Here is an 18802-nt window from a genome sequence, read left to right as displayed (position 1 = left end):
GCGATCCACAAGACTAGCAGCGTCTGGACCGTGGTATCGCGCAGAAGGTGTTCAACGCATTGGAACGAGGTTGAGTTAAAAAGCGCGCCCTTCGGGTCGTTCCACGTGAAACTGTCGTGTCCGTTTAATCGTCCCCGATCTTCCGATACGCCAGTACACGTACTGAAGCAAGCGATGCGAGTACAGACCTACCCTGGTAGTGCTGGTGCTAGAGGGACGTGACAGCAGTTCTTCGAAAATGCATGACGGTACCGGTAAATGCGAATGCACCGAATTCCTCGTAGATACAGGTTCACGAATACATGCATTGGCGACAATTGCCTTGACCCACCAGATCGAACTGTGGGCGACGCCCTAGTTTCACGTGAAACGTGACCTATCGATATCGGCGACACACCATTGCTTAGATTGAGTACTATGTCGGTATCAGCGCTAATGACCACCTTCTTAGGCAACAGGCATTCCTGATTGATACGTTCCACGTGAAACAGAGTCTGCGATCGTCCGGCTGCTGTCTCCATGTAGCAATCACAATGGAACGTCTAACAGAGCGTCGGACCAATACACAGGGAACGCCCCCAATCACGAGCTGATCTCGCGGCCGATTTGAAAATAGCGTTCGGTAGAAGAAGATAGCTCCATTGGGCGGAGAAATAGCGTCCACCACCGTTTCTCGTGAAGCATGAACCCCATACGTCGAGCACGTCAATTTCAAAAACCACCGGTCCAGTATGTCTATGACAAAGCCACCGATTGGTCGCACAGGTATGGCTGTGGCCCTGATAGTTTCACGTGAAACATCGGAGCTGTGAAGTTCCAGTCCAACGTCGGACCCAGGCCAACGCCTAACCAAACATTCCACCGACGTATTCCAAACTTTCGAAGCTACCCAGCTGGGCCGATTCAAACCGGATAGACCAAAATATACGTTCCGGTCGCGGAGTAGTCGACTGAACATCATGGTAACCGAGAGAAGCAGATCCGGGCCGCGATGGTATATCGACACCAGCTTTTGTTTCACGTGGAACGGCCCCAAACAAGCCGCAGGAGATACCCTTGCGACTGCACTTCGCGTCAACCTTTGCGAAGTTGCTATTACACCGGGGCGGGTAGGCAACCCGGGGAGCAAGCATCTCACAGTGCCAAAGGAAGAACTATATTCTCCGGTGAGGACCGGATAGGCAGCGGTAGATGCGGTCAACCTCCGAGGGGCACAGGAGCCTGAAGCTAGAAAAGTGGCTCGAGCATCAATCCGTATTCGAAGCTGTCGAGCTCAGCGAGGGCAATCAGCCGTTTGGCCGCGGAATCATACATTCATGAAGCGAACCGCTTGACTCTAAAACCCATGTCTCAGTGTGGATAGCACAACGCCCGGCGGTGACACCCGCCGGGCGTTGACTCTTTTCAACTCTGGAGTTCAGCCGTCTTCTTCGGCAGAAATTCCCAACAGGCCAAGAATGCGATCGAGATCCTCTTGGTTAGCGAACTCTACGCTCAGTTTTCCCTTACGCTTACCGACGGAGATGTTCACCTTCGTATCCAAGCGATCGCCGAGTCGTTCGGCAACCGCGATGAATTCCGGAGACACCTTCGTCGTTGCACGTGAAACATTCGCCGAGTCACCGCGGTTGAGCAACACAACAGCTTCTTCCGATGCACGCACGGACAGTCCCTCCGCGACAATGCGCTGCGCAAGAACTTCCATATGTTCGGGTTCGCGCAGTCCCAGGATCGCTCTCGCGTGGCCGGCCGAAATCACGCCCGCCGCAACTCTGCGCTGAACGAGCGGCGGAAGACGCAGCAGACGCAGAGTATTCGAGATCTGTGGACGGGAACGACCGATGCGTTCGGACAGCTCTTCCTGCGTGCATCCGAAGTCTTCGAGCAGCTGACCATAGGCGGCCGCTTCTTCCAGCGGATTCAGTTCCGCCCGATGCAGGTTCTCGAGAAGTGCGTCTCGGAGTAGATCCGTGTCTTCGACGTATCGAATGATCGCAGGAATCGTCGGGAGCCCCGCGTCCTTCGTCGCTCGCAGACGACGCTCACCCATGATGAGTTCAAAGCGCGACCGATCACTGGGCTTCTGCCGGACGACAACCGGCTGCAGGACTCCGATCTCCCGAATACTGTGAACCAGCTCGGCCAGGAGATCCTCATCGAAGACCGTTCGGGGCTGACGGGGGTTCGCATCGATGAGGTCGACGTCGATCTCACCGAACTCCGTGTCCGGGATCGATTCGACGCCATCGTGCGGATCTGCTTCTTCATCACCGGCGGCAGCGGAGTCTTCTGAGGTTGAAGACTCGTCGTCTGCACTCGCTGCGTCGGAAGAAGCCGCGACCTCATCGCCCGAGGCGTCACTATCAGCAGTATCCACTACCGATGTAGTTGATACATTATCGGTGTCTTCGTTGCCTTCGTCCTGATCAGCCTTGTTGTCGGCCGGGTCATAGCCGGATGATGTGTAGACACCGGGATGCGTTTCACGGACGTCCGATGATGACTCAGCGGTTGAAGAGACAGAATCCGGATTCTCTGCCGGGGTATCCGCGACGGCTTTCGGGGATGATTCAGCAATTTGAGTCGCTTGATCGGAGGCTGGGGAACCTGCGGTCGTCGAAGGCTCGACGGTTTTGGAGCCCACGTCCTTCTTTGACGACGCTGTGGACTTGTCTGCGGAAGTATTGGCCTTCCCCGCTGGAGTATCAGCCTTGTCCGCTGCAGTAGTTGTCTTTGGTGCAGAAGCGGCGTTGGAAGAGCCGGAAACGGCGTTGGAAGACGCAGCAGCGGTTGTGGAAGGCGACGTCGTGCTTCGAGTACCGGATGCCGACTTGGTCGCCCCCGCAGCGGTCTTCGTCGATTTCGTGCCGCCGGTCGACTTCGTCGTCGAGCTCGAGCGCGCTGGCTTTCCACTGGACGTCTTACCTGCAGCTGTTTTCGACGATGAGCCAGTCGCACCAGCACTCTTGGACGCCGTCGTCTTCGCAGCCGTCTTCGTCGTCGTCTTCGCTGCCGTCTTCGGAGAGGTACTCGCGGTCGATGATTTCGCTGTCTTCGCTGTCGACGACTTCGACGAGTCCGAGTCCGACGACTTCGCTTCGTTCTCCGTCTTCACTGCAGATCCGGCCTTGGGTTTGCGACGGCGTGAGGACTGCATCGAAGCAGCAGGATCGGTACGAGCGGTCCGGGAGGTCTTGTGTTCACCCTCACTCTTGCCGTCTTCGCCATTCCCGCCGGAGAAGAAGACATCGACTGGACGATCACTGGAGTTCGCGTCGGGGATCAGTGCTCCGAGGCCGCGTCCCAGGCCCCTCTTCTTGCGTTCAGCCACGACTTACTCCTCGATTCGCGATTTCTTCTGCGGCCTCTCGGTACGAGAGTGCACCGCTCGAATGTGGATCATATGAGATCACGGTCTGCCCGTAGCTCGGAGCCTCCGAGATCCGCACTGAACGCGGAATCGCCGTACCGAGAACCTGTTCCGGGAAGTGAGTGCGGACATCCTCGGCGACCTGTGCGCTGAGGTTCGTCCGCCCGTCATACATCGTGAGCAGAATCGTTGAGATCGCCAACGCCGGATTGAGGTGCTTCTGGATGAGCTGGATGTTCTTCAGCAGCTGGCTCAGGCCCTCGAGTGCGTAGTATTCGCACTGAATCGGGATGAGAACCTCGCGAGCGGCAACAAAGGCGTTGACAGTGAGCAGACCGAGGCTCGGCGGGCAATCGATGATGACGTAATCGACCCGGTTCCCGGCGGCTTCCTCTTCGCTGAGATAGATGCCCAGAGACCGCTGCAGTCGCTGCTCGCGAGCGACCAATGAGACCAACTCGATCTCGGCTCCAGCGAGATCGATGGTGGCAGGCACGCATGTGAGTGTGTCGAAATCCGGGCACTGAGCCACGGCCTGACGCATCGGGACATCGTCGATGAGTACGTCGTAGATGCTCGTGACCTCGGAATAATGATCGATTCCCAGAGCCGTACTCGCATTGCCCTGCGGATCGATGTCGATGAGCAGGACGTTGAGGCCCTGGTTGGCCAGCGCCGCTGCGATGTTCACCGCCGTCGTGGTCTTCCCGACGCCGCCCTTCTGGTTCGCGATCGTGAAGATGCGGGTGTCATCCGGCCGTGGAAAGGTTGTCTGCGACAGTCGATCCGCACGCCGGTTGTCCCGTGCAATCGCGGCACCAATGGGAGACGACTCATCCATGATCGGCATAGGGCGCACTCCATCATCCATCGGTTTCACAAGGCTCTCATCCAGCCTAGACCAACTCTACTTCGTACTATTTCTTCACGATCTCGACGACACGACTCGGGACCTCGAGAATGCCGCCGCCATCGACGACGTGGATCTTCGGCTGCGAGAGCCGATATCGCTTGATCAGTTTCTTCGCTTTGACCAGCTCGCCCTCGACCGAGGCTCCCTTGAGCGCCAGGATACGGCCTCCAGGGCTGATCACTTCACGCGTCCATTCGATGAGAGTCGTCATCGCCTTGACCGCTCGTGCTGTGACGACAGTGAACATCTCCTCGTCCACGAGCTCCTCGACACGGGCGCGGACGATCCGGACATTCTCCAGACCCAGATCATCGACGACCATGCTCAGCCATTCGACGCGTCGTTCCATCGGTTCGATGAGGACGATCTTCGCGTCGGGACGCAGCAGTGCAATCGGGATCCCGGGCAGGCCGGCTCCGCTGCCGACATCACCGACGACGTCGCTCTCACCGACGTATTCGGCGACGACGGCGCAGTTGAGGATGTGACGAGTCCACAGTCGATCGACCTCACGAGGTCCGATGAGACCCCATTCGATGCCAGTGGTCGCCAGATGTTCGGCGTAGCGCTGAGCCGCGGGGAATGCCGCACCGAAGTACTCCTCGGTGCCGACAGGCGGCGTTTCGATCTCGGGCAGTTCGCTGCCGGTCTCAGGCAGATCAGTCATCGGCGAGCCGGACGACGACATGACGACCGTCGCCTTCGCCCTCGGATTCCGACACCAGACCGGCACGTGCCGCCTGGTCGTGAATGATCTTGCGTTCGAAGCTGTTCATCGGTTTGAAGGCGAACTCCTCGCCGCCGTCCTTGACCTCGTCGAAGGCACGATTCGCCTTCTTGATGAGCTCATCGCGCCTGCTGTTGCGGTAGCCGTCGATGTCGAGCATCAGCCAAGACCGCTGACCGGTCTGCGTCTGCACGGTCAGTCGGGACAGCTCCTGCAGAGCTCCGAGGGTGCGCCCTTCCTTGCCCACGAGGGTCTTCAGGTTCGAATCCTCGTCGTCCTCGCAGACGATCGACAGCTGTGCACGACCGTCGGCGACATCGATATCGATATCTCCGTCGATATCGGCAAGATCCAGAAGCTCTTCGAGGTAGTCCGCGGCGATCTCACCCTCTTCTTCGAGGAGCTCGGCACGGCTCGGCTTGGTCGAGGTCTCCTCAGCTGTCTGCTCGGAGGTCTCGTCGATCTTCTCTTCGGTCATGTTCGTGTCCTCAGCGCTTCTTGTTCTTCTTGCGGTTCTTGCTCACGGGCTGCTGCCGTTGGCCACTCTTCTTCGCGGCCTCCTCGGTGGCGGTCTGGCCCTGGATCTCTTCCTGCTTCACAGTCTTGCCCTTGCGAGCCTTGCGCTCAAGCATCTCCTTCTCGGCTTTCGAACCGGGTGCGGGCATATTGCGGATGACCATGTGCTGCTGGGCCATCGTCCAGGAGTTCGAGACCAGCCAGTAGATGAGAACACCGAGCGGGAAGTAGATACCGCCGAAGCCGAAGACCAGCGGCATGACGTAGAGAAGCATCTTCTGCGACTGCATCATCGGGTTCGCCATAGCGGACTCCGACATGTTCTTCGCCATCATCTGCTTCTGCGTGATGAACATCGTGCCGGCCATGATGACGATGAGGACACCGGTGAGGAGCTTGACCGAGACTCCCGGATCGGTGAACACAGCGGAGAGGTGAATGCCGAAGACCGAGGAGCTCTCGGCCTGAACCGCGAGATCCCGTGTGAAACCGCCGATAGCGTCCATCGACCCGTTCGCGACGTCCGGCATGTTGCGGATGACGCGGAAGAGCGAGAAGAAGATCGGCATCTGCACGAGAAGCGGCAGACATGACGCCCATGGGCTGGTCTTGTTGTCGCGGAACAGCGCCATCTGCTCTTCGGCCATGGCCTGACGCGAGTACTGGTCCTTCTTGCCCTTGTACTTCGCCTGGAGGCGCTGGATCTCCGGCTGCAGGAGCTGCATCTTGCGCTGCGACTTGATCTGGTAGACGAAGAGAGGGATGAGCAGAGCGCGGATGACCACGGTCAGTCCGGCGATCGACAGCACCCAGGTCCAGCCGTTGTCTGCGGGCAGGCCGACAGCAGTAAAGATCTCATGAAAGATCGCAAGGATCCATGCCACTACCCACTGCAGCGGGTAGAGCAGGTTGTCGATCCATCCCATTCAGTTCTCCTCGTTACAACGATTCGTCACGATCGTTCATTTTGCCATTGTTCATCGGTTGGCGCGACACGCTCGACGCGCCCCGAGCCAGTCCGCCGATCCGCGTGTTTGCGGGGACCTATGTGGTCTGTGTTCTTCAGCTGCGGGCCTCGCCGCCGTGAATGATCTTCGATCTGGCCTCCCGCGCCGAACCCGGCACGTGGTCGACTCCGCCGTGGGACCACGGGTTGCATCGCAGTATGCGCCATCCAGTTAACACCAGTCCCTTGAGAACTCCGTGTATCTCGAAGGCCTCGAGGCCGTACATGGAACAGCTGGGATAGTAGCGGCATACTTGGCCGTACAGAGGTGAGACCACGATCCGATAGGCCCGGATGAACCAGACGAACGGCATGCGCGGCCCGATCCGGACGATCCACCCCACCGTCGGCCAGAAGCCGGACGGACGGCCGGGCACCTCGGAGACATGTTTCAGATCATGCTCGGCGTCCACGATGTTCCAGCTTCTTCTGTGCCTTGGCCAACAGCTGATCGACCTCGGCCTCGAGGACCGAGAACTCCGCGTCGGCCGCGTGCGGCAGCGCCCGGAGCACGAACAGCTCTCCGGCTCTCAGTTCGCCCAGACGCGGGCGCATGATCTCGCGCAGACGCCGCTTCGTGCGGTTGCGCACCACGGCGTTGCCCACGGCCTTGGATACGATGAAACCCACGCGAGGAGCGTGGGTATCATCGGTGCCTCTCAGGCAGTGCGCCATGAGATGCTCTGAGCGCACCCGGACACCGGCTCTGAAGACTCGTCTGAAGTCCTCGCTGCTGCGGATCCGGTGCGCCGCGTCAAGCACACTCAGGCCGAAAGTTCGGAACGTCCCTTGCGACGACGTGCGGCCAGGATCGAACGGCCTGCACGGGTACGCATGCGCAGACGGAAGCCGTGCTTCTTGGCGCGCTTACGGTTATTGGGCTGGAATGTACGCTTGCTCACTTCAGTCTCCGATTCTAGGTTGCGGGTGAACGCCGGTGCGTTCTCACAAAAAACGGCGGTGAGAGTCTCGACCGCCGAGCACTCCTGTGCATAAGAGCCAAAAGATGATCAGGATAATCGGATGAAGCCCGGTACACAGGACACTCCATCTTAGCGAGGCCGCAACCAGACGGTCAAACGCGGCTCCCATGTTTCACATCACGCTCGGCGAAAATTCATCACGGTTCACATCCGCGCCATCCGACCTCGTCCACAAGTCACACTCATGTAGTTTTCCACAAGCTTATCCACGAGTGTGGAGATTCACTGGCCTGAGCCAGCACGAGTCCACAATCTGTGGAAAACTATGTGGAAGTCATGCACAGGTGTGGATCACGCCGAGAACGAATATTTTGAAAGTTGAGGAAGATTGACGGTGTCGAACTCCAAGAATGAGCTCATCAGCCGCTGGCGCACGGTGGTCTCAACCCTGGATCAGGACCCGGAACTCACGGCGCATCAGAAGGGATTCCTCTCCCTCGCTGTGCCCAAAGCCCTCGTGGACAATGCGCTCGTTCTCCTCGCCGTGCGCGACGAACACACCCGCCGCACCATCGAGACTCGACTTCTCGGTCCTCTGACCAGGGAGTTCTCCAAGGTTCTCGGCTTCGACGTGACTTTCGGCTTCGTCGTCGATCCCGAACTCGACGTGCCGATCCGCTTCGAAGATCTCATCGGGGAACCGACCCCGGGACCTCAGGTTCCCATCGATCCGGTCACCTCCACCTCGGCGACGGGAGCTCCCGCCCCGGTCCAGGACCAGCGGCCGATGCCCGACGCTCAGCAGCCGAATCCGGAATCACCGCGCACCGAGGCTGCCCCCTCCCTGGCGCCGGCACCCGCCGGGCAGGATTTCGGTCACCCGACCGGCCACCAGGCACCTGCCGCACCGCAGATGCCGCAGACACACCAGGCACGGTCGACGCAGGGGATGACCGAGCGCGAACTCAAGATCGCCGAGGCGACCGCCGCCCCCATGGTCCCGCCCGTCGATGCTCCCGGCGTCGCCCAGCTCAACCCGAAGTACACCTTCGACACCTTCGTCATCGGTGCTTCGAACCGCTTCGCCCATGCTGCGGCCTTCGCCGTCGCCGAAGCTCCTGCCAAGGCCTACAATCCTCTGTTCATCTATGGGGATTCGGGACTCGGCAAGACCCACCTGCTCCACGCGATCGGCTACTACGCGACTCAGCTCTTCCCTGAGATCCGCGTCAAGTACGTCTCGAGCGAAGAGTTCGTCAACGACTTCATCAACACGATCGGTTCGTCGAAGACCTCGAACGCGCTGCGCCCGGCCTTCCAGCGTCGGTATCGCGAAGTCGACATCCTCATGATCGACGACATCCAGTTCCTGCAGGGCAAGGATGCGACGGTCGAAGAGTTCTTCCATACCTTCAATGCTCTACACAATGAGGCCAAGCAGGTCGTCATCACCTCCGACCAGCCGCCGAAGATGCTCAAAGGGTTCGAGGAGCGGCTGCGCTCCCGCTTCGAATGGGGCCTGCTCACCGACGTGCAGCCGCCGGATATGGAGACCCGGTTCGCGATTCTGCGGCGCAAAGCCGCCGCCGAACACCTCGATGTCCCCGACGATGTCCTCGAATACATCGCCTCCCGTGTGTCCTCGAACATCCGCGAACTCGAAGGGGCACTCATCCGCGTCACCGCGTTCGCGAACCTCAACGACCAGCAGATCGATGTCTCCCTGGCCGCGACCGTCCTCAAGGACTTCATCACCCAGGACGACACTCCTGCGGTGACTGCCGCCGACATCATGGGTCAGACCGCTGCCTACTTCAGCCTCACGCTCGACGACCTGTGCGGTACTTCGCGTTCCCGCACCCTGACCACGGCCCGACAGATCGCGATGTACCTGTGCCGGGAGCTCACCGATCTGTCCCTGCCGAAGATCGGTCAGGCCTTCGGCGGACGCGACCACACCACCGTTATGCACGCGAACAAGAAGATTCGAACTCAGATGGCCGAAAGACGAGCCGTCTACACGCAGGTCACTGAACTCACAAACCGCATTAAACAACAGCACCGCCTATAGAACGCGGTATGCACATCTGTGGATAACCCTGGGGACAATTGCTCACAGCTGGGGACAGACCGGTGGACAGACCAGCTGCCTGAGTGGAAAGATGTGAACTACATGCTTGTGTTTACCCAAGCGCCCACCGACGCCCTCGTCGCGGTGCACAAGGCATCCACAGGTCCATAAGCGGCTCGTTCCCTTGACTACTCGGGGGTAAGCAGCACTTGTCCACAGTCTCCACAGGTGCTGATACTTCTACCAAGTGAATTCAACTCTTAAGAGGGCGACCGCCACCGACTGCTTCGCTCGGTGAGCACCGAGCTCCGGAGCTCGGGTTCAACGGGATGACGAGCCGGAGAATATTCGAACACAGGATCTCAGCCAGTTCTCGGATCCGAGATTCACCCTCTTCTGAGCCCTTTTCGGCACTCCCACGTGCACTTTCGCTGCAGCCCTCCTGATCGCCTCTGCTGAGGTGGTCATTCATCCGATAGGCTGTGTAAAGTTTTCCGAGCAGTATCGAGCCTGTGCCGTGCAACCCAGAGTCTTGTGCCAGATGCCCTGAGCAGGTCGGGTGGCCACCCCGAAGGAGTAAAGTGAACGCGGAAGCATCCCCCTTGAAGTTCAAAGTCAATCGCGATGTACTCGCCGACGCGGTGACCTGGGCGACCAAGACTCTGCCCAACCGTCCTTCCGCTCCGGTCCTCACAGGCATCCTCATCACTGCCGAAGCCGGTGGCACCGTCCGTCTGGCCGTCTTCGACTACGAAGTCTCCTCCCGTGTCGAGATCGCCGCCGATGTCGCCTCCGCCGGAACCGTGCTCGTATCCGGACGACTGCTCGCCGACATCTCCAAGGCTCTGCCGAATCAAGAGGTCACCCTCGAACAGATCGATGCGAAGGTCGACGTCACCTGCGGCTCCTCGCGCTTCTCGCTGATGACCATGCCCGTGGCCGAATACCCGGCACTGCCGCAGGTTCCCGAAGACTCCGGAACCGTGTCCGCAGGCGAGTTCCAGAACGCCGTCTCCCAGGTCACGATCGCGACCTCGAAGGACGACACCCTGCCGATCCTCACCAGCGTCCGCGTTGAGATCGAGGGCGAGAAGGTCACTCTGCTCGCCACCGACCGGTACCGTCTGGCTGTCCGCGAGTTCACCTGGCACCCCGGTCGCCCCGATGTCTCCGCCGTGGCACTGCTGCGCGGGCGCACACTCTCCGATGTCTCGAAATCCCTCGGCGGCGATGTCACCATCGGTCTGAGCACCGATGCGGGCAAGGACCTCATCTCGTTCACCTCGGCCGGGCGAGTCACGACATCACTGCTCGTCGAGGGCGAATACCCGAAGGTCCGGTCACTGTTCCCGGACTCGGTGCCGATCCACGCCATCGTCGAGACCGCTGTGCTGCGCGAAGCCGTCCGTCGTGTCTCTCTCGTGGCTGAGCGCAACACCCCGCTGCGATTCGAAGTCACCGACGGAATGCTCACCCTCCATGCCGGCACCGGTGACGACGCGCAGGCCTCGGAAGCCGTCGAAGCGACTCTCCAGGGCGAGGAGATCACGGTCGGCTTCAACCCGCACTACATCGCCGAGGGGCTCGCAGCGGTCGAGAGCCCCTATGTGAACTTCTCCTTCACCCAGCCGATGAAGCCGGTCATCATCTCCGGGCAGAAGGAACTCGACGGCCCCGCCGACGAGTCGTATCGCTACCTGCTCATGCCCACGCGGATCTGAATGTGGATATCCCGACTCTCCCTGCGTGACTTTCGGTCGTATCCGGAACTCGACCTCGAGTTCTCTCCCGGAGTCACCACTTTCGTGGCGGACAACGGGACAGGCAAGACCAATATCGTCGAGGCGATCGGGTACCTCGCCCATCAGCGCTCCCACCGAGTGGCCTTCGACGCCCCACTGGTGCACGAGGACCGCCCGGCCGCGACGGTCTCGGCACTGGTCAGACGGGAACAGCGGCATGCCACCGTCGAAGTCACCATTCAGGCCAAAGGGGCCAACCGAGCCCGGGTCAATCGGAACGCGGTCAAGCTCAAGGACATCCTCGGCCTCGTCTCCTGTGTCATCTTCGCCCCCGAGGACCTCAGCCTGGTCCGCGGCGAACCGGCGGAGCGTCGCTCATGGATCGACACCCTCGTCGTGGCGCGCAATCCGCGTTTCGCCTCGATCATCACGGACTTCGAACGCGCTCTCAAACAGCGCAATGCGCTGTTGAAGCGACTGCGCGAAGATCGTGATCCCGGCCTCGAGGCGACTCTGGACATCTGGAACATGGCCTACGCCGATTCCGCGTCCGAGCTCATCTTCGGCCGGCAGCGGATCCTGTCCGACATCGTGGCCCCTCTGCAGGAGAACTTCGCCTACATCGCCGCCGACGCGCGGCTCGAACGCCAAGGTGCGCACATCTCCTACGATTCGCGCATCGACTATTCTCAGGCCGGCTCCGCCGCCGAGTGCAGAGAGCTGCTGCTGGAGGCACTCGACCGGCGCCGCACCACGGAGATCGAACGCGGACTCACGCTGCACGGCCCGGGACGTGACGACCTCTCGCTGCGCATCGGTTCGCATCCGGCGAAGGGCTACGCCTCTCACGGGGAGACCTGGTCGCTGGCCCTGGCCATGCAGCTGGCCGGATGGGACCTGCTCTCTGCCGATGCCGGCTCCGCCGCCGAACAGCCGATCCTCGTCCTCGACGACGTCTTTGCCGAGCTCGACACGGGCCGGCGCAACCGCCTGGCCTCGCGAGTCACGGCCGCCGAACAGGTCTTCATCACCGCCGCCGTCGATTCGGATCTGCCCGAAGGACTCGAAGGTACCCGGATCGACCAGGCCGGACTGTTCGCCGGCGCCGACGGGCCGGCGAGTGCGAATCCGCCGGCGAGTGAGCACCAGGCAGAGAGCGAGAGCTCGACCCGGAGCGCCTCATGAGCGGAATCGTCCGGGACTTCTCCACTCCTGTCGCTGCCCTCGAAGCGCTCGATCGGGTTCGCCGCATGGAGGTCACAGAAGCGAAGTTCGTCCGCAGCCGGCGCCGATCCCGCCTGCGCGGGGAAGTCGTGTACTCGGGATCGGGCAAGGACGGACGCGACCCGAAGTCGGTGTCGTCCGTGCTCGGTTCCCTGATCTCCGACCGCGGCTGGTCCTCTTCCCTCGACATCGGCAAGGTCCTGGGGCGGTGGCCCGATCTCGTCGGCCAGCAGGTGGCCCAACATGCGACTCCTGTCGACTTCTCACCGCCGCTGCTCGTCATCGCCGCTGACTCGACGACGTGGGCGACTCAGCTGCGCGTGCTCAAACCGACGATCCTGCGCCGCCTCGAAGAGGGGCTGGGTTCGGCCACGATCACGGAGATCGAGATCAAGGGTCCGCAGGGACGCAGCTTCAAACGGGGTCGGCGGTCGGTGGCCGGCCGCGGCCCGCGGGACACATTCGGGTGAAAGGGCGCAGCCGCCTCGGCGATCTCCTGCGTCGGCGATCTCCTGTGCGGGACCGTCGGAACTCGGTGCCGGCGCTCAGTTTCTGGGAAGAACTCAGAGGGCCTTAAACGGCCACAGCCGGTCCCGTAGGTGTCCGGGGGTACATCTGCGCTCCGAAAATTCGGGAAATCCGCCTTCTCAGGCCGCTTACGGGCATTTCAGCCCACAGCGCGGTAGAATGGGGAGCTGATAGCGACCATCCGAACAAGGAGTCACATGACGACCGAGGATCAGCCTCATTATGATGCCGGCGACATCACGGTACTCGAGGGTCTCGAGGCAGTCCGGAAACGACCCGGCATGTACATCGGTTCGACCTCGGAACGTGGTCTCCACCACCTCGTTCAGGAGATCGTCGACAACTCGGTCGACGAGGCGATGGCCGGCTACTGCGACCATATCGAGGTGACGATCCTCGCTGACGGCGGCGTCCAGGTCACCGACGACGGGCGCGGAATGCCGGTGGCGATGCACCCCACGGAGAACAAGCCCACCGTCGAGGTGATCCTCACGGTCCTCCACGCCGGCGGCAAGTTCGGCGGAGGCGGCTACGCCGTGGCCGGCGGTCTCCACGGTGTGGGATCGACGGTCGTCAACGCCCTCTCCGAACGCCTGGCCGTCGAGGTCAAGCGCGATGGCTACACGTGGTCGATGGACTTCGTCCGCGGTGTGCCCACCGGTGAGCTGCGGCGCGGTGAGGAGACGGAGGAGACCGGGACGACCGTGACCTTCTGGCCGGATGCCTCGATCTTCGAGACCACGGACTTCTCCTATGAGTATCTGCGCGCGCGGTTCCAGCAGATGGCCTTCCTCAACAAGGGGCTGAAGATCAGCCTCACCGATGAGCGCCACAACGAGGTCGACGACTCGGATGTCCAGATCGACGAAGACGAGGCAGACGAGTGGAAGCCGCGCTCGGTGACGTACAACTACGAGCACGGTCTGCTCGACTACGTCCAGTACCTCAACTCGTCGAAGAAGGTCGACCTCGTCAACCCCGATGTCATCGTCTTCGAAGCCGAGGAGGGCGAACAGACCCTCTCGCTCGAGATCGCGATGCAGTGGACGACGGCCTACAACGAATCCGTCCACACCTACGCCAATGTCATCAACACCCATGAGGGCGGCACCCACGAAGAGGGCTTCCGCACCGCACTGACCTCCCTGGTCAACAACTACGCTCGGGAGCAGAAGCTGATCCGCGAGAAGGATCCCAACCTCACCGGCGACGACATCCGCGAGGGACTGACCGCCGTCATCTCCGTCAAGCTCGCCGATCCGCAGTTCGAGGGACAGACGAAGACGAAGTTGGGCAACTCCGAGATCAAGGGCTTCGTCCAGCGGGTGGTCCGCGATGAGCTCGGGCACTGGTTCGAGTCGAATCCGGCTCAGGGCAAGGATGTCGTGCGCAAGGCGCTGCAGGCCTCGCAGGCTCGTCTCGCCGCCCGCAAGGCCCGTGAGGCCACCCGACGCAAGGGACTCCTCGAGTCCTCGGGCATGCCCGGCAAGCTCAAGGACTGCCAGTCGAAGGACCCTTTCGTATCCGAAGTCTTCATCGTCGAGGGTGACTCCGCCGGCGGCTCCGCGACCCAGGGACGCAACCCGAATACGCAGGCGATCCTGCCGCTGCGCGGTAAGATCCTCAACGTCGAGAAGGCCCGCCTCGACCGGGCCCTGGGCAACAACGAGGTCCAGGCGATGATCACCGCCTTCGGCACCGGCATCGGTGAGGAATTCGACCTCGACAAGCTGCGCTACCACAAGATCGTCCTCATGGCCGACGCCGATGTCGACGGTCAGCACATCACGACCCTGCTGCTGACCCTGATCTTCCGGTACATGAAGCCTCTCATCGAACACGGCTACGTGTATCTGGCCACCCCGCCGCTCTACCGGCTCAAGTGGTCGAACGCGCCTCACCAGTTCGCGTACACGGACAAAGAGCGCGACGGTCTGCTCGAGACCGGACGGGCCGAAGGCAAGCGACTGCCCAAGGACCTCGCCATCCAGCGCTACAAGGGTCTGGGCGAGATGAACTATGAGGAGCTGTGGGAGACGACGATGGATCCGGACCATCGTCTGCTCAAGCAGGTCTCCCTCGACGATGCGATCGTCGCCGATGAGATCTTCACGGTCCTCATGGGCGATGACGTCGACTCCCGCCGCCGCTTCATCCAGGAGAACGCGAAGGACGTCCGCTTCCTCGACATCTGATCAGCACCGCCGGAGACGGCGGAGACAGACTCTGACGAACTCACCTACTGCCGTCGCATACGGTTAAGACACAAGGGAAGAACCCACATTGGCTGACGAGAACGATATCGGAACAGAAATCAACCGGGTCGAGCAGGTCGATCTCAACCTCGAGATGCAGAGGTCGTACCTCGATTATGCAATGAGCGTGATCGTCGGTCGTGCTCTGCCCGACGTCCGCGACGGACTCAAACCGGTCCACCGTCGTGTGCTCTACGCGATGTTCGACGGCGGCTACCGCCCCGACCGCAACTTCTCCAAGTGCTCCCGTGTCGTCGGCGACGTCATGGGTCAGTATCACCCGCACGGTGATACGGCGATCTACGATGCCATGGTCCGCCTCGTGCAGCCGTGGACGATGCGCTACCCGCTCGTTGCCGGCCAGGGCAACTTCGGTTCTCCGGGCGACGACGGTGCGGCCGCACCCCGTTACACCGAGTGCAAGATGGCACCCTTGGCCATGGAGATGGTCCGGGACATCGAAGAGGGCACCGTCGACTTCCAGGACAACTACGACGGGCGCAACCAGGAACCCATGGTTCTGCCCTCCCGGTTCCCGAACCTTCTGGTCAACGGTTCCGCCGGCATCGCCGTGGGCATGGCCACGAACATCCCGCCGCACAACCTCCGTGAGGTCGCCGCCGGCGCCCAGTGGCTGCTGACCCACCCCGAAGCGAGCAAGGAAGAGGCCCTCGAAGCCCTGCTCGGCATCATCAAGGGCCCCGACTTCCCGATGGGTGCGACGGTCCTCGGCCGCAAGGGCATCGAGGACACCTACCGCACCGGACGCGGCTCGATCACTCAGCGCGCCGTCGTGGAAGTCGAAGAGATCCAGGGCCGCACCTGCCTCGTCGTCACCCAGCTGCCGTACATGGTCAACCCGGACACTCTGGCCGCGAAGATCGCCTCCTACGTCAAGGACGGCAAGGTCGCAGGCATCGCGGACCTGCGCGATGAGTCCTCGGGCCGCACCGGCCAGCGCCTGGTCATCGTGCTCAAACGCGATGCCGTGGCCAAGGTCGTGCTCAACAACCTCTACAAGCACACCTCGCTGCAGGAGAACTTCTCGGCGAACATGCTCGCGCTCGTCGACAGCGTGCCGCGCACGCTGAGCATCGACTCCTTCCTGCGCCTGTGGGTCAAGCACCAGATCGAGGTCATCGTCCGACGCACGCAGTTCCGTCTGCGCAAGGCCGAGGAACGTGCCCACATCCTGCGCGGCTACCTCAAGGCGCTCGACGCCCTCGATGAGGTCATCGCCCTCATCCGTCGGTCCCCGTCCTCCGACGAGGCCCGGACCGGACTCATGGAGCTGCTCGAGGTCGACGAGATCCAGGCCAATGCGATCCTCGACCTGCAGCTGCGCCGCCTGGCCGCCCTGGAACGCCTGAAGATCCAGGAAGAGGCCGACAAGATCGAACAGCTGATCGCCGAGTACAACCACATCCTCGAAACGCCCGCTCGCCAGCGGGAGATCGTGTCCGAGGAACTCGACGAGATCGTCGATCGCTACGGCGATGACCGCCGCACGAAGATCCTCGCCGGATTCGACGGGGACGTCTCCATCGAGGACCTCATCCCCGAAGAGGAAGTCGTCGTCACCATCACCCGCGGAGGCTACGCGAAGCGGACGCAGACGAACCTCTACCGCGCTCAGCACCGTGGCGGCAAGGGCATCAAGGGAGCCGCTCTGCGCGGTGATGACGTCGTCGAACAGTTCTTCGTCACCTCGACGCACAATTGGCTGCTGTTCTTCACGAACACCGGCCGGGTGTACCGGGCCAAAGCCTATGAGCTGCCCGAGGGCTCACGCGACGCGAAGGGTCAGCACGTGGCGAACCTGCTCGCGCTGCAGCCGGGTGAGTCGATCGCGAAGGTCCTGTCCATCCGCGACTATGAGGAAGCGGAGTTCCTCATCCTCGCCACCCGTTCGGGTGTCGTGAAGAAGACGCGTCTGAGCGAATACGACTCGAACCGCACCGGCGGTGTCATCGCCATCAACCTGCGCGAATACAAGGGGCAGCCCGATGAGCTGGTCTCGGCCCGCATCGTCGGTTCCGAAGACCACCTGCTGATGATCTCGCGCAAGGGCATGTCGATTCGCTTCGCTGCCGACGACGAGTCGATTCGTCCCCTGGGCCGAGTCACCGGAGGCGTCACCGGCATGAAGTTCAAGGGCGATGACGAACTGCTGACGATGGATGTCGTCCAACCCGACACCTACGTCTTCGTCGTCACCGAAGGCGGATACGCGAAGCGGACCCCCGTCGACGAATACCGTCTGCAGGGCCGTGGCGGTCTGGGAATCCGGGTTGCCAAGATCACCGAACAGCGCGGAGACTTGGTGGGCGGGCTCATCGTCGAAGAAGGCGAAGAGGTCCTCGTGGTCATGGAGAAGGGCAAGATCGTTCGGTCGAACATCGATGAAGTTCCGGCGAAGGGACGCAACACCATGGGTGTTGTGTTTGCGAAACCGGGCAAGAAAGACCGTATCATCGCAGTGACCCGTGGTCCCGAGGCCGAGGTCGAGGACGAAGTTGAAGACGATGCCGAAGTCCCGGAAGGTGAGGTCGCAGAGCCTCAGACCGGCAACGAGGATGTGGAAGAGTGAGCGATAGCAAACAGCCAGGCTCAGGCAAGATCATACGGACGTCGAGCGGCTCGACGCGGCTGACGGCGGGTTCGTCGAAGAACGACGCGAAGTCAGCCGAAGCGACCGGCAGCGGCTCCGGTCAGGGGGCGTCCGGTCCGGCATCGTCCGGTCAGGGCTCTGCCAACCAGACCTCACAGAAGGCCACGGTCGTCGCTCCGCCCGCGCCGAAGGCTTCGCCGAAGCCCGGCAGGGCTCCTTCGACAGGTTCGGGACCATCCGCGCACACCGGCGCCCAGGAGGCGGCCACGGCCGGCTCCCAGGCCTCCGGGTCTCAGCCGGCCGGGTCCCAGCCGACCGGCTCGCAGGGGTCGGGCGGCGGAAACCGCACAGCCACCTCGGCGATGGGAAGCGCTTCCAACACCGTCCGCGCCAGCTCCGGCGGCGTGAAGATGGGTGTGAAGAACATGGTCGACAGCGGCAAGGGCAAGAAGAAGAAAGGCCCTCGCACCGTCCGCCTCACCGTCTCCGCGGTCGACCCGTGGTCGGTCATGAAGATGTCGTTCCTGATGTCCGTGGCCATCGGCATCGCCACGATCGTCGCCTTCATCGTCCTCTGGGTCGTGCTGCAGGCGACCGGTGTGATGAGTGGTCTCGAATCGACGATGAGCGAACTCGCCGGCGCCGAGTCGGCCGAGCGCATCGTCGGCATCTTCGGCTTCGGCCGAGTCGTGGCCGCCGGGTTCATCATCGCCGTGATCAACATCGTGCTGATGACGGCTCTGTCGACCCTGGCTGCGTTCATCTACAACATCGGATCCCTCATCGCCGGTGGCTTCAGCCTCACCCTCACCGACGACTGACCCCATTTGCTACCCGACGGCGGCCCAGCAACCTCGCGCCAAGTTGCTGGGCCGCCGTCGGGTAGTGCTGGGTGGGAGTGTGGCTGTGAGGCGAG

General features: G+C 61.8%; 16 protein-coding genes. 8 read left to right on the top strand and 8 right to left on the bottom strand.

The features are described 5' to 3' along the window. Nucleotides 1-1417 precede the first annotated feature (1417 nt). Nucleotides 1418-2644, bottom strand: coding sequence for a ParB/RepB/Spo0J family partition protein (locus EB836_RS03550; RefSeq protein ID WP_240689569.1), 1227 nt, complete (start codon nt 2642-2644; stop codon nt 1418-1420). Between the two features lie 67 nt (nt 2645-2711). Here EB836_RS03550 and EB836_RS18395 point away from each other — a divergent pair, with 67 nt between their 5' ends. Beyond that, nucleotides 2712-3407, top strand: a complete 696-nt coding sequence (locus EB836_RS18395; RefSeq protein ID WP_240689568.1) for a hypothetical protein — start codon at nt 2712-2714, stop codon at nt 3405-3407. On the opposite strand, the gene EB836_RS03545 is transcribed toward EB836_RS18395, so the two are convergent. From EB836_RS03545 to rpmH, 7 genes are all read right to left on the bottom strand, one after another. Then, nucleotides 3324-4220 (bottom strand): ParA family protein, encoded by an 897-nt coding sequence (locus EB836_RS03545; RefSeq protein ID WP_135537709.1) that lies wholly within the window; start codon nt 4218-4220, stop codon nt 3324-3326. The two genes, EB836_RS18395 and EB836_RS03545, sit on opposite strands and share 84 nt — an antisense overlap. Nucleotides 4221-4287: 67 nt before the next feature. Further along, nucleotides 4288-4950, bottom strand: a complete 663-nt coding sequence (gene rsmG, locus EB836_RS03540) for a 16S rRNA (guanine(527)-N(7))-methyltransferase RsmG (RefSeq protein WP_135537708.1) — start codon at nt 4948-4950, stop codon at nt 4288-4290. Continuing rightward, complete coding sequence (locus tag EB836_RS03535; protein ID WP_135537707.1) at nt 4943-5488, bottom strand: R3H domain-containing nucleic acid-binding protein; 546 nt, start codon at nt 5486-5488, stop codon at nt 4943-4945. Before EB836_RS03535 ends, rsmG begins: the two co-directional genes overlap by 8 nt. Nucleotides 5489-5498: 10 nt before the next feature. Further along, nucleotides 5499-6452, bottom strand: coding sequence for a membrane protein insertase YidC (gene yidC / locus EB836_RS03530; protein WP_135537706.1), 954 nt, complete (start codon nt 6450-6452; stop codon nt 5499-5501). A gap of 136 nt (nt 6453-6588) precedes the next feature. Then, complete coding sequence (gene yidD, locus EB836_RS03525; protein WP_240689567.1) at nt 6589-6945, bottom strand: membrane protein insertion efficiency factor YidD; 357 nt, start codon at nt 6943-6945, stop codon at nt 6589-6591. Then, on the bottom strand, nt 6929-7294 hold the full coding sequence (gene rnpA, locus EB836_RS03520) for a ribonuclease P protein component (RefSeq protein ID WP_135537705.1): 366 nt from the start codon (nt 7292-7294) through the stop codon (nt 6929-6931). The genes yidD and rnpA overlap by 17 nt, the downstream gene beginning before the upstream one ends. A 2-nt stretch (nt 7295-7296) precedes the next feature. Beyond that, entirely contained in the window at nt 7297-7434 is a 138-nt protein-coding gene (gene rpmH, locus EB836_RS03515; RefSeq protein WP_135537704.1) for a 50S ribosomal protein L34, read from the bottom strand. Between the two features lie 415 nt (nt 7435-7849). On the opposite strand from rpmH, the gene dnaA reads away from it, so the two are divergent. The 7 genes from dnaA (at nt 7850) to EB836_RS18390 (ending at nt 18707) form a co-directional block, all read left to right on the top strand. Continuing rightward, a complete protein-coding gene (dnaA, locus tag EB836_RS03510) occupies nt 7850-9526 on the top strand; it encodes a chromosomal replication initiator protein DnaA (RefSeq protein WP_135537703.1) in 1677 nt (558 codons plus the stop codon). Between the two features lie 581 nt (nt 9527-10107). Continuing rightward, nucleotides 10108-11247 carry a DNA polymerase III subunit beta gene (dnaN, locus tag EB836_RS03505; RefSeq protein WP_205683292.1) on the top strand — a complete coding sequence of 380 codons (1140 nt, stop codon included), beginning with the start codon at nt 10108-10110 and terminating at the stop codon, nt 11245-11247. Then, nucleotides 11248-12453: a DNA replication/repair protein RecF gene (recF, locus tag EB836_RS03500; protein ID WP_135537702.1), complete on the top strand. Its 1206-nt coding sequence runs from the start codon at nt 11248-11250 to the stop codon at nt 12451-12453. Then, nucleotides 12450-12962 (top strand): DciA family protein, encoded by a 513-nt coding sequence (locus EB836_RS03495; protein ID WP_135537701.1) that lies wholly within the window; start codon nt 12450-12452, stop codon nt 12960-12962. The genes recF and EB836_RS03495 overlap by 4 nt, the downstream gene beginning before the upstream one ends. Before the next feature lie 255 nt (nt 12963-13217). Then, nucleotides 13218-15215 carry a DNA topoisomerase (ATP-hydrolyzing) subunit B gene (gene gyrB, locus EB836_RS03490; protein WP_135537700.1) on the top strand — a complete coding sequence of 666 codons (1998 nt, stop codon included), beginning with the start codon at nt 13218-13220 and terminating at the stop codon, nt 15213-15215. Nucleotides 15216-15303: 88 nt separating this feature from the next. Beyond that, the gene (gyrA, locus tag EB836_RS03485; RefSeq protein WP_135537699.1) at nt 15304-17865 is read left to right on the top strand and encodes a DNA gyrase subunit A; all 2562 of its coding nucleotides are present in this window, start codon (nt 15304-15306) and stop codon (nt 17863-17865) included. Beyond that, nucleotides 17862-18707 (top strand): DUF3566 domain-containing protein, encoded by an 846-nt coding sequence (locus EB836_RS18390; RefSeq protein ID WP_240689565.1) that lies wholly within the window; start codon nt 17862-17864, stop codon nt 18705-18707. The genes gyrA and EB836_RS18390 overlap by 4 nt, the downstream gene beginning before the upstream one ends. Nucleotides 18708-18802 lie beyond the last annotated feature (95 nt).

The sequence above is a fragment of the Brevibacterium sp. S111 genome (assembly GCF_004745075.1).
GTDB lineage: Bacteria > Actinomycetota > Actinomycetes > Actinomycetales > Brevibacteriaceae > Brevibacterium.
Note: the sequence above shows the minus strand (reverse complement) of the source record. Positions and strands in the feature narration are given on the sequence as shown.